Below are 12,407 nucleotides of genomic sequence, written 5' to 3' on the forward strand. Positions count from 1 at the left end.
ACACTTCAAATGACCGGATTTAATTGCTTGGTCACATATTTCGCGCAAACATCGGCCATCGTGCTGGCTATTGCATAGAACTGGACAGTCACAAAGTCTTTGCGGCATAGTCGCCGGGTTCTGAACATTGCTCACCCATAACAAGGACAACGCAGATGGCAACGCTACTGGTGCTGCACGGCCCCAACCTGAACCTGCTCGGCACCCGTGAACCGGGTACCTATGGGTCGACGACCCTGGCGCAGATCAATCAGGACCTGGAACGCCGCGCCCGCGATGCCGGTCATCATCTGCTGTACCTGCAAAGCAACGCCGAGTATGAATTGATCGACCGTATCCACGCCGCCCGCGATGAAGGTGTGGACTTCATTCTGATCAATCCAGCAGCTTTTACGCATACAAGTGTCGCATTACGTGACGCGCTGCTGGCGGTGAGCATCCCATTCATCGAAGTGCATTTGTCCAACGTGCACAAACGCGAACCTTTCCGCCATCACTCTTACTTCTCCGACGTAGCGGTGGGAGTGATCTGCGGCCTTGGCGCCAGCGGTTATCGACTGGCCCTGGAGGCTGCACTAGAGCAGCTTGAACACCAAGCTATACGCCCCTGACCGACCCTTGGGAGTTGATGATTCATGGATATCCGTAAAGTTAAGAAACTGATCGAATTGCTGGAAGAGTCCGGCATCGACGAGCTCGAGATCAAGGAAGGCGAAGAGTCCGTACGTATCAGCCGCCACAGCAAGACCCCGGCTCAGCAGTACTACGCTCCTGCGCCAATGCAAGCTCCGGCCGCCGCGCCTGTCGCTGCTCCGGCTGCTGCCGCTGCACCTGCCGCGCCTGCCGCTCCAGTGCTGAATGGCACCGTTGCCCGCTCGCCGATGGTAGGTACGTTCTACCGTAAATCTTCGCCAACCTCGCCGTCCTTCGTTGAAGTCGGCCAGACAGTGAAGAAAGGCGACACTCTGTGCATCGTCGAAGCCATGAAGATGATGAACCACATCGAAGCTGAAACCAGCGGTGTGATCGAATCCATCCTCGTCGAAGACGGCCAGCCGGTTGAGTACGACCAACCGCTGTTCACCATCGTTTGAACTGCGGAGAGCCTTTGATGACTGCGAAGTTGGAAAAAGTTCTGATCGCTAACCGCGGTGAGATCGCCCTGCGGATTCTGCGTGCCTGCAAAGAGATGGGCATCAAGACCGTCGCCGTTTACTCCAAGGCCGACAAAGAGCTGATGCACCTGGGTCTGGCAGACGAATCCGTCTGCATCGGCCCGGCTTCTGCCGCGCACTCTTATCTGCACATCCCGGCCATCATTGCAGCAGCTGAAGTGACTGGCGCTACCGCCATTCACCCGGGCTACGGCTTCCTCGCGGAAAACGCCGACTTTGCCGAACAGGTCGAGAATTCCGGTTTCGCGTTCATCGGCCCGAAAGCCGACACCATTCGCCTGATGGGCGACAAGGTATCGGCCAAGCACGCGATGATCGAAGCTGGCGTTCCAACCGTTCCCGGTTCCGACGGCCCACTGCCGGAAGACGAAGAAACGGCACTGCGCATTGGCCGTGAAGTTGGCTACCCGGTGATCATCAAAGCCGCTGGCGGCGGTGGTGGTCGCGGTATGCGCGTTGTGCATAAAGAAGAAGACCTGATCGCCTTCGCCAAGCTGACCCGCACCGAAGCCGGTGCAGCGTTCGGCAACCCGATGGTCTATCTGGAAAAATTCCTGACCAATCCGCGTCACGTGGAAGTTCAGGTGCTTTCCGATGGCCAGGGTCATGCGATCCATCTGGGCGACCGCGATTGCTCGCTGCAACGCCGCCACCAGAAAGTTCTCGAAGAAGCGCCGGCACCGGGCATCGACGAGAAGGCTCGCCAGGAAGTTCTGGCGCGCTGCGTCAAGGCTTGCATCGATATCGGTTACCGTGGCGCCGGCACTTTCGAGTTCCTGTACGAGAACGGTAGTTTCTACTTCATCGAAATGAACACCCGTGTTCAGGTGGAGCACCCGGTTTCGGAAATGGTCACTGGTATCGACATCGTCAAGGAGATGCTCAGCATCGCCGCTGGCAACAAGCTGTCGTTCACTCAGGATGACGTAGTTATCCGCGGTCACTCGCTGGAATGCCGGATCAACGCTGAAGACCCGAAAACCTTCATGCCGAGCCCGGGCACGGTCAAGCATTTCCACGCTCCAGGCGGCAACGGCGTTCGCGTCGATTCGCACCTGTACAGCGGTTATGCGGTTCCACCGAACTACGACTCGCTGATCGGCAAGCTGATCACTTACGGCGCAACCCGCGAAGAAGCCATGGCACGCATGCGTAACGCCCTGGACGAAATCGTGGTTGACGGGATCAAGACCAACATCCCGCTGCACCGTGATCTGGTTCGTGACGAAGGCTTCTGCAAAGGGGGCGTGAACATTCACTACCTCGAGCACAAGCTGGCTGGCGAGAAGCACTAAGCTTCAACCCGCACCAGACAAAGCCGCCTTCGGGCGGCTTTGTTGTTTCTGAAAGCAAAGTCAAAAGATCGCAGCCTTCGGCAGCTCCCACAGGGGATCTCATTCCAATGCAGGAGCTGCCGAAGGCTGCGATCTTTTGATCTTCAACCATGTTCGTGTTCTGCGCCGCGCTCGCGTAAACTTGCGCGCTTCTCGCAGGCCGCTAGGCTGCAATCAATATTTTTCAAAGGTGCCCGCCATGCCTTGGCTGCAAGTACGACTCGCCATCAGCCCGGAACAAGCCGAAACCTACGAAGACGCTTTCCTTGAAGTGGGCGCCGTATCGGTGACCTTCATGGACGCCGAAGATCAGCCGATCTTCGAGCCGGAACTCAACACCACCCCACTGTGGTCGCACACGCACCTGCTGGCCCTGTTCGAAGGTGGCACCGAAGCCGCCAGCGTACTGGCCCATCTGGAACTGCTGACCGGCAGCCCGCTGCCCGAGCATCACAGCGAAGTCATTGAAGACCAGGACTGGGAACGCAGCTGGATGGATGGCTTCCAGCCAATGCAGTTCGGCCAGCGCCTGTGGATCGTGCCGAGCTGGCACGCCGCACCGGAGCCTGACGCGGTCAATTTGCTGCTGGACCCGGGCCTGGCGTTCGGCACCGGCACGCACCCGACCACCGCGCTGTGCCTGGAATGGCTCGACGACCAGGATCTGAAAGACTGCAACGTGCTCGATTTCGGCTGCGGCTCGGGAATTCTCGCTATCGCCGCGCTGCTGCTCGGCGCAAAACAAGCGGTCGGCACCGACATCGACGTGCAAGCACTGGAAGCTTCGCGCGATAACGCCGGACGCAACGGCATTGCCGACGAACTGTTCCCGCTGTACCTGCCGGAAGATCTGCCGCAGGTCAAAGCCGATGTACTGGTCGCCAATATTCTGGCCGGCCCGCTGGTTTCGCTGGCTCCGCAGTTGTCGAGTCTGGTCAGGTCGGGCGGCCGTCTGGCGCTGTCGGGCATCCTTGCCGAGCAAGGTGATGAAGTCGCCGCCGCTTATGCTCAGGACTTCGATCTGGACCCGATTGCCAATCGCGATGGCTGGGTGCGCATCACCGGGCGTCGGCGCTAGAATGACCGCCTGCATAATCCGGATCGCCGCATGACCGACAGTTTCGTCACCCAGTGCCCGCATTGCCAAACCAGCTTCCGCGTCAGCCATGCTCAATTGAGCGTGGCCCGCGGGGTGGTTCGCTGCGGCTCCTGCCTGCAAGTGTTCAACGCCGCCAAACAGCTGCTTGAACAACACGCTGGCAAGGACGCGGTTGTTCCGGTGGCGCCAGCCATCGTCGAGCCGTCGCCGGTGATCGAACCGCCGCCGGTCATCGTCGAACCGCCGGTACCAGCGCCTCGCGCCATCAGCCAAAAACAATGGAGCGCCACCGAACTGGATCTGGACAGCCTGGATCTGGACGAAGAACTCGCTCGCCTCGAACAACGGGAAATCCAGCCGACTACCGAGTTTGGCCGTCAGCGCGAAGACTCCTTGAGCGCCCGACGCGACAGCCCCGACGGCGATGACCCGGTTTGGCGCGACAGCCTGTTCAGCGAGCGCGCCGATCAGCACACGCCGGAGACAGAACCGGAAATCGACGAAATCGAACCGGCAGACAGTCACCGTACCGAGCCGTCACTGACGCTCGAACCGGTGGATCTGGACGACGAACCGCCGATCCCGCAACTCCGCCTGCACGACCCGATTGATCCCGCCGCTCGCCGCGAACGCCTGTCCGCCAGCGCGGAACCCGACGACGATTTGCCGCCCATCGAAGCACCACGCAAAAAGCGTGAACGCGCAGAACCGGGAGTTCGCGCCGAAGTCCTGCAGGACCTGACTGACGACCCGTTGCAACTCGACTGGCAGAAACGCCGCTCGCCATGGGGCCGTCGCCTGCTCTGGATGACGCTGGTGTTGCTGGCCGCTGCCGGTCTCGCCGGGCAATACATCGCTTATCACTTCGACGAACTGGCGCGCCAGGACCAGTACCGCCCGTGGTTTCAGGAGTTTTGCCCGCAGATCGGCTGCACGGTGCCGTCCAAGGTGGACATCGCCAAAATCAAAAGCAGCAATCTGGTGGTGCGTAGTCATCCTGAGTTCAGCGGTGCACTGGTAGTGGATGCGATCATTTATAACCGCGCCACGTTCTCCCAGCCGTTTCCGCTGCTGGAACTGCGCTTCGCCGACCTTAACGGCAAGCTGATCGCCAGTCGTCGCTTCAAACCCGGCGAATACCTCAGCGGCGATCTCGAAGGACTGGCAGAAATGCCGCAGCAGACGCCGATCCACATCGCTCTGGACATCCTTGACCCAGGCCCAAAAGCGGTGAATTACAGCCTGAGCTTCCACTCGCCCGAGTGAGCCGCCGCAGCGTTTCAGGTTTGACGGCAGTTTTCTGACTTTGCATCCGGCAACCAAACCGCTGGCAATAACAGAATAACTGTTCAGATTTTGTTCAATTCAGCCTTTATCCAGTCATCGAGAGCGGGTATCATGCCAACCCTTTTTCGAACTCTCATGATCCGGCCCCACTTCAGGGAAGTCCTATGTCGGCGGTACGCATCGGCCCATACATATTGCAGAACGGCTTGATTCTCGCCCCGATGGCGGGGGTCACCGATCAGCCCTTTCGTCAGCTGTGCAAGCGTTTGGGCGCAGGGCTTGTAGTCTCGGAAATGGTCACCAGTGACATGAGCCTGTGGAATACCCGCAAGTCGCGCATGCGCATGATCCACGAAGGCGATCCTGAACCCCGTTCGGTGCAGATTGCCGGTGGCGATGCGCAGATGCTGGCGGATGCAGCACGGGCCAACGTCGAACTGGGCGCACAGATTATTGATATCAACATGGGTTGTCCGGCGAAAAAAGTCTGCAACAAGGCTGCCGGTTCCGCGCTGTTGAAAGATGAAGCACTGGTCACCGAGATCCTGCACGCCGTCGTGGCGGCAGTTGATGTGCCGGTGACCTTGAAGATCCGCACTGGCTGGGATCGCGACAACAAGAACGGCCTGAACGTGGCGAAGATCGCTGAGCAGGCCGGCATTACAGCGCTGGCGGTGCATGGCCGTACCCGCGCCGATCTGTACACCGGTGAAGCCGAGTACGACACGATTGCCGCGATCAAGCAGGCCGTGTCGATACCGGTGTTTGCCAATGGCGATATTGATTCGCCGGAAAAGGCCCGTTACGTGCTCGACGCGACCGGTGCCGATGGCCTGTTGGTAGGCCGGGCCGCTCAAGGGCGGCCGTGGATTTTTCGCGAGATCGATCACTTCCTGCGCACTGGCGAGAAATTGCCGGCGCCGGAGCTGGTCGAGGTGGAACGCATTCTGCTGGAACATCTGGCCGCCCTTCACACTTTCTATGGGGATGTGATGGGCGTGCGCATTGCGCGCAAGCATGTGGGCTGGTATCTCGCAACCTTGCCGGGCGCCAGGGAGTTTCGCGCCCACTTCAATCGTTTGGATGGTACGGAAACACAATGCGCCAACGTTCGGGAGTTCTTCGCCGAGCGTTACAAGAGCCTGACAGGGGACGAAAAAGGGGTGGCCGCATGACGATGATGACCGAGACTTTAGTGAGTGGAACAACACCCGTGAGCGACAACGTGAATTTGAAACAGCACCTCAATACCCCGAGCGAAGAAGGCCAGACCCTTCGCGGGAGTGTCGAGAAGGCGCTGCACAATTATTTCGCCCACCTTGAGGGCGCGTCCGTCACGGACGTGTACAACCTGGTGCTCTCCGAAGTCGAGGCTCCCCTGCTCGAAAGCGTGATGAACTACGTCAAGGGCAACCAGACCAAGGCCAGCGAGCTGCTCGGACTCAACCGAGGCACGCTGCGCAAGAAACTCAAGCAGTACGATCTGCTGTAAGCATTCAATCAAACCAGAAAGGCGCCCGCGTAAAAAACGGTCGCCTTTTTTGCTGACTTCCTTTGCTTTTGATGGAAATTGAGATGACCGACCAGACTACCCGCCTGCCGATCCGCCGCGCCTTGATCAGCGTTTCCGACAAGACCGGGATCCTCGAATTCGCCAAGGAGCTGGAAGCTCTTGGCGTCGAGATCCTCTCCACCGGCGGAACGTTCAAGCTGCTGCAAGACAACGGCGTCGCCGCAGTGGAAGTCGCGGATTACACCGGTTTCGCAGAAATGATGGACGGTCGGGTGAAAACCCTGCACCCGAAAATCCACGGCGGCATCCTCGGTCGTCGCGGTATCGACGACGCAATCATGAACGAACACGGCATCAAGCCGATCGATCTGGTAGCGGTCAACCTGTACCCGTTCGAAGCCACCATCAACAAGCTAGGTTGCGACCTGCCGACCGCCATCGAGAACATCGATATCGGCGGCCCGACCATGGTGCGTTCGGCAGCGAAAAACCATAAAGACGTGGCCATCGTAGTGAATGCCGGCGACTACGCCAGCGTCCTCGAAGGTCTCAAGGCCGGCGGCCTGACCTACGCTCAGCGTTTCGACCTGATGCTCAAGGCCTTCGAACACACCGCTGCCTACGACGGCATGATCGCCAACTACATGGGCACCGTGAACCAGGCTGCTGACACCCTCAGCACCGAAGGTCGCAGCGAATTCCCGCGCACCTTCAACAGCCAGTTCATCAAGGCCCAGGAAATGCGCTACGGCGAGAACCCGCACCAGAGCGCGGCGTTCTACGTTGAAGCCAAGCCAGCTGAAGTCGGCATCGCCACCGCGACCCAACTGCAAGGCAAAGAGCTGTCGTACAACAACGTGGCCGACACCGACGCCGCGCTGGAATGCGTGAAGAGCTTCGTCAAGCCAGCCTGCGTGATCGTCAAGCACGCCAACCCGTGCGGCGTGGCCGTTAGCCCGGACGCCGAAGGCGGTATCCGTCAGGCCTACGAACTGGCCTACGCCACCGACACCGAGTCGGCGTTCGGCGGCATCATCGCTTTCAACCGTGAACTGGATGCCGAGACCGCCAAGGCGATCGTCGAGCGTCAGTTCGTTGAAGTGATCATTGCTCCAAGCGTCAGCGAAGAAGCTCGCGCTATCGTCGCCGCCAAAGCCAACGTGCGTCTGCTGTCGTGCGGTGAATGGTCGGCTGATCGCGCCGCTGCCTGGGATTACAAGCGCGTCAACGGTGGTCTGCTGGTACAGAGCCGCGACATCGGCATGATCGGCAGCGAAGACCTGAAAGTCGTGACCAAGCGCGCTCCGACCGAACAGGAAATCAACGACCTGATCTTCGCCTGGAAAGTCGCCAAGTACGTCAAGTCCAACGCCATCGTCTACGCCAAGAACCGCCAGACCATCGGTGTCGGCGCTGGCCAGATGAGCCGCGTGAACTCGGCGCGTATCGCCGCGATCAAGGCTGAACACGCTGGCCTGCAAGTAGCCGGCTCGGTAATGGCATCGGACGCGTTCTTCCCGTTCCGCGACGGTCTGGACAACGCGGCCAAGGTCGGTATCACTGCGGTGATCCAGCCGGGCGGTTCGATGCGTGACGCAGAAGTCATCGCTGCAGCTGACGAAGCCGGCATCGCCATGGTGTTCACCGGCATGCGCCACTTCCGCCACTAAGTACACGATCCTGTGGGAGCTGGCCTGCCAGCGATTGCATCCCCTCGGTCTGATTGATGAACCGAGTCGCCTGCATCGCCGGCAGGCCAGCTCCCACAGAAAAGCAGCTCAGTGCTGCCTTCAGAATTAGCGTCATCCGAGGTTTTTGAAATGAATGTTTTGATCATTGGCAGCGGTGGCCGTGAACACGCCCTGGCCTGGAAAGTAGCCCAGGACCCACGCGTGCAGAAGGTTTTTGTTGCCCCGGGCAACGCCGGTACTGCGATTGAAGCCAAGTGCGAGAACGTCGCCATCGACGTGCTGGCCCTTGAGCAGCTTGCAGACTTCGCCGAGAAAAACGTTTCCCTGACCATCGTCGGCCCGGAAGTGCCGCTGGTGGCTGGCGTCGTCGACCTGTTCCGTACCCGTGGCCTCGACTGCTTTGGTCCGACCGCTGGCGCTGCGCAGCTGGAAGGCTCGAAAGCATTCACCAAGGATTTCCTGGCTCGCCACAAGATCCCGACTGCCGACTACCAGAACTTCACCGAGATCGAGCCGGCCCTGGCTTATCTGCGTGAAAAAGGCGCACCAATCGTGATCAAGGCCGATGGCCTGGCGGCTGGTAAAGGCGTGATCGTTGCCATGACCCTGGCCGAAGCCGAAGACGCCGTGCGCGACATGCTCGCTGGCAATGCTTTCGGTGACGCCGGTTCGCGCGTGGTAATCGAAGAATTCCTCGACGGCGAAGAAGCGTCCTTCATCGTCATGGTCGACGGCAAGAACGTGCTGCCGATGGCCACCAGCCAGGATCACAAACGTGTTGGCGACGGCGACAGCGGCCCGAACACTGGCGGCATGGGTGCTTACTCCCCTGCTCCGGTAGTCACCGCCGACGTGCACAAACGCGTGATGGATCTGGTGATCTGGCCGACCGTACGCGGCATGGCCGAGGAAGGCAACGTCTACACTGGCTTCCTGTACGCCGGGCTGATGATCGACAAGGCCGGCAATCCGAAAGTCATCGAGTTCAACTGCCGCTTCGGCGATCCTGAGACCCAACCAGTGATGCTGCGTCTGCAGTCGAGCCTGGTGTTGCTGGTCGAAGCCGCACTGGCGCAGGCGCTGGACAAGGTTGAAGCGCAATGGGACCCGCGTCCGAGCGTCGGCATCGTGCTGGCTGCCGGCGGTTACCCGGGCGACTACGCCAAGGGCGCTGCGATCAACGGTCTGGATGCTGCGGCAACTCTGGAAGGCAAAGTCTTCCACGCTGGCACCGCACTGAAGGATGGCCAGGTCGTGACGGCCGGTGGCCGGGTGCTGTGCGCCACGGCCATGGGCGCCAGCGTCGGCGAAGCTCAGCAGCAAGCCTATAAGCTTGCAGCGGCGATTGACTGGGAAGGCTGCTTCTATCGCAAGGACATTGGCTACCGCGCCATTGCCCGCGAACGTGGCGAAACTCAGGAATAAGCGACCTGTCTGCTCCGGCGGGTACTGTTAGTGCCTGCCGGGCTGTTCCGACGCTGCGCATCGTTATATTCTGGCATCAATCTACGAAGGGATTTCGCCGTGCGCTGGCTCAGGATTGCCATAAGCTTCACCGTCACGCTGTTGACCTTGCTCTGCATGCTCCCGGCCCAAGCCGCGCAAGGCAGTGGCTGGTCAGTATTGCTCGACGATCAAGGCTCCCTGCAACTGAGCGATATCCGCTCCACCCGCTACACCAATCAATTCAGCCCCATCGAACTTGACCGCCTGACCGCGGCCGAGCCCGACGGCGCATTGTGGCTGCGTTTCAAACTGGCGCCCGGCAAGCACGAACAAGTGCTGCGAGTATTCGCTCCGGACCTGTCACAACTCAATCTCTACGTGCTGGACGGCGACAAGCTGATCGAGCAGCGCACCACCGGCACCAGCCAGCCTCAGGCCGAGCGACCACTGCCCAGCAGCGACTTCATGCTGGCGCTGCCCCAAAGCGACAAACCCCTCGACGTCTATCTGCGGATGGTTTCCGAGCACCAGTTGCGCCCACATGTTGCCCTGCAATCGGCGGTAATGAGCGCGGCCAATCAAAACCAGACGCTGATCTACGGCCTGCTGTTCGGTTGTCTCGCCATGCTGATCCTGCACAGCCTGGTGCGTTACGCCTATACCCGTTCGCGCAGCAGTCTGTGGCTGGCGGTCTGTGAAGGCTTGCTGGGACTGAGTCTGTTGCTGCTGCTCAATCTCGCAGGCCCATGGCTGCCGAACTGGCATGCGATTCAGACTCCCGGCGCCTATCTGGCACTGCTGCTGACCGCCCCCGCCGGTCTGATGTTCGCTTACCGCTTCTTCGCCCCGCTCGGCCCGCATCTGCTGAACAAACTGTTACTGGGCGATATTCTGTTCATCGTGATTTGCAGCCTGTTGCTGTTGTTCGTCAACACTCTGCCACTGAACCTGATCACTTACGGTCTGGTAGCCCTCGCCGGCCTGAGCATGTTGCTGGTCGCGTTCTATCACTGGCAAAAAGGCTATCGCCCGGCGCGCGCCTTCGTTGCCGCGATGGTGGTGTTCAACATCGGCACACTGATCATTTTGCCGGCCCTGCTGGGATTGACCCTGGTCGCGCCGCAAGGCCTGATCATGACCCTGATGGCGTTCATCTGCGTCAGCGGCGTGCTGATGAGCATTGCCTTGGGCGAGCGTCAGCGCAGCATCACTGAAAGCCGCTTCAGCATCAGTCGCGACCTCGCCGCGAGCAATGCCGAGATCAACGCCAAAGCCGAATTCCTCGCCAAGATCAGCCATGAAATCCGCACGCCGATGAATGGCGTACTGGGCATGACCGAATTGCTGCTGGGCACGCCACTGTCGGTCAAACAACGCGACTACGTGCAGACGATTCACAGCGCCGGCAACGAATTGCTGAGCCTGATCAACGAAATTCTCGACATCTCGAAACTGGAATCCGGGCAGATCGAACTCGATGATGTGCAGTTCGACCTCAACGCATTGATCGACGACTGCCTGAGCATCTACCGCGCCAAAGCCGAACAACAGAACGTCGAACTGATCAGTTTCATCCAGCCGCAAGTTCCGCGCGTCATCAGCGGTGACCCGACACGTCTTCGCCAGACTCTGCTCAGTCTGCTGGAAAACGCCCTGAAGAAAACCGACGAAGGTGAAGTGCTGATCGTCGTCGCCCTCGATGAACGCAGCACCAAACCGCGCCTGCGGATCGCGGTGCAGGACAGCGGCCAGCCAATGGAGCCGGAAGAACGTGATGCACTGATGCACGCCGAACTGCACAGCAAACACTTCCTCTCCGCCAACCGCCTGGGTGGCAATCTCGGTCTGGTGATTGCTCGCCAACTGATCCGCCTGATGCACGGCGAATTCGGCATCAAGAGCGGCGCCAATCAGGGCAGCACGTTGTGGCTGACTTTGCCGCTGGACCCCGACCGTCTCGAACACCCGACCTCAGATCTCGACAGCCCGCTGCAAGGCGCTCGCGTATTGGTGGTGGACGACAACGACACTTGCCGCAAAGTGCTGGTGCAGCAATGCAGCGCCTGGGGCCTCAACGTCAGCGCCGTGCCATCGGGCAAGGAAGCACTGGCGCTGCTGCGGACCAAGGCGCATCTGCGTGACTACTTCGATGTGGTGTTGCTCGATCAGAACATGCCCGGCATGACCGGCATGCAACTGGCGGCGAAGATCAAGGAAGACCCGAGCCTGAACCACGACATCCTGCTGATCATGCTCACCGGCATCAGCAATGCGCCGAGCAAGATCATTGCGCGCAACTCGGGGATCAAACGGATTCTGGCCAAACCGGTGGCCGGCTATACGCTCAAGACCACCCTCGCCGACGAACTGAATCAGCGCAACAAAGGTCAGGTAGTGTTCCAGCCGCAAGTGATCACCCCGGCCACCGCGGCGAAAGTACCGAGCGACTTCCGCATCCTCGTTGCCGAAGACAACACGATCTCCACCAAAGTGATTCGCGGCATGCTCGGCAAACTGAACCTGCAACCGGATACCGCGAGCAACGGCGAAGAAGCCCTGCAAGCGATGAAGGCCCAGCGTTACGATCTGGTGCTGATGGATTGCGAAATGCCGATCCTCGATGGCTTCTCCGCCACCCAGCAACTACGTGCGTGGGAAGTCAGCAATCAGCGCATCCGTACGCCGATTGTGGCGCTTACCGCGCACATCCTTGCCGAGCATAAGGAACGCGCACGTCAGGCCGGCATGGATGGGCACATGGCCAAACCGGTGGAGTTGTCGCAACTGCGCGAGCTGATCGAACACTGGGTGGCCCAGCGTGATCAGCAGAATCGTACGGCCTCGACTTTCTGAGGAATCGCT

At 59.9% G+C, this 12,407-nt stretch carries 10 protein-coding genes; all 10 read left to right on the top strand.

Annotated elements, in window-relative coordinates:
• Window positions 1-155: 155 nt before the first annotated feature.
• The 10 genes from aroQ to ACTWLJ_RS03825 all read left to right on the top strand — a co-directional run bounded on the left by aroQ (window position 156) and on the right by ACTWLJ_RS03825 (window position 12,398).
• Window positions 156-611, top strand: coding sequence for a type II 3-dehydroquinate dehydratase (aroQ, locus tag ACTWLJ_RS03780; protein WP_445179916.1), 456 nt, complete (start codon window positions 156-158; stop codon window positions 609-611).
• A 24-nt stretch (window positions 612-635) separates the two neighbouring features.
• A complete protein-coding gene (gene accB / locus ACTWLJ_RS03785; protein ID WP_445179917.1) occupies window positions 636-1,094 on the top strand; it encodes an acetyl-CoA carboxylase biotin carboxyl carrier protein in 459 nt (152 codons plus the stop codon).
• 17 nt (window positions 1,095-1,111) lie between these two features.
• Window positions 1,112-2,470: an acetyl-CoA carboxylase biotin carboxylase subunit gene (accC, locus tag ACTWLJ_RS03790; protein ID WP_445179918.1), complete on the top strand. Its 1,359-nt coding sequence runs from the start codon at window positions 1,112-1,114 to the stop codon at window positions 2,468-2,470.
• A 238-nt stretch (window positions 2,471-2,708) separates the two neighbouring features.
• Window positions 2,709-3,587, top strand: a complete 879-nt coding sequence (gene prmA / locus ACTWLJ_RS03795) for a 50S ribosomal protein L11 methyltransferase (protein WP_445179919.1) — start codon at window positions 2,709-2,711, stop codon at window positions 3,585-3,587.
• Between the two features lie 30 nt (window positions 3,588-3,617).
• Window positions 3,618-4,874, top strand: coding sequence for a DUF3426 domain-containing protein (locus ACTWLJ_RS03800; RefSeq protein ID WP_445179920.1), 1,257 nt, complete (start codon window positions 3,618-3,620; stop codon window positions 4,872-4,874).
• A 185-nt stretch (window positions 4,875-5,059) separates the two neighbouring features.
• Window positions 5,060-6,070 carry a tRNA dihydrouridine synthase DusB gene (gene dusB, locus ACTWLJ_RS03805; protein WP_401216056.1) on the top strand — a complete coding sequence of 337 codons (1,011 nt, stop codon included), beginning with the start codon at window positions 5,060-5,062 and terminating at the stop codon, window positions 6,068-6,070.
• A complete protein-coding gene (gene fis / locus ACTWLJ_RS03810; RefSeq protein WP_002555375.1) occupies window positions 6,067-6,387 on the top strand; it encodes a DNA-binding transcriptional regulator Fis in 321 nt (106 codons plus the stop codon). The genes dusB and fis overlap by 4 nt, the downstream gene beginning before the upstream one ends.
• A gap of 83 nt (window positions 6,388-6,470) precedes the next feature.
• Window positions 6,471-8,078 carry a bifunctional phosphoribosylaminoimidazolecarboxamide formyltransferase/IMP cyclohydrolase gene (gene purH, locus ACTWLJ_RS03815; RefSeq protein ID WP_445179921.1) on the top strand — a complete coding sequence of 536 codons (1,608 nt, stop codon included), beginning with the start codon at window positions 6,471-6,473 and terminating at the stop codon, window positions 8,076-8,078.
• Window positions 8,079-8,228: 150 nt separating this feature from the next.
• The gene (purD, locus tag ACTWLJ_RS03820) at window positions 8,229-9,524 is read left to right on the top strand and encodes a phosphoribosylamine--glycine ligase (protein WP_445179922.1); all 1,296 of its coding nucleotides are present in this window, start codon (window positions 8,229-8,231) and stop codon (window positions 9,522-9,524) included.
• A 99-nt stretch (window positions 9,525-9,623) separates the two neighbouring features.
• Window positions 9,624-12,398: a response regulator gene (locus ACTWLJ_RS03825; protein WP_445179923.1), complete on the top strand. Its 2,775-nt coding sequence runs from the start codon at window positions 9,624-9,626 to the stop codon at window positions 12,396-12,398.
• Window positions 12,399-12,407 lie beyond the last annotated feature (9 nt).

Source organism: Pseudomonas sp. McL0111, assembly GCF_052567255.1.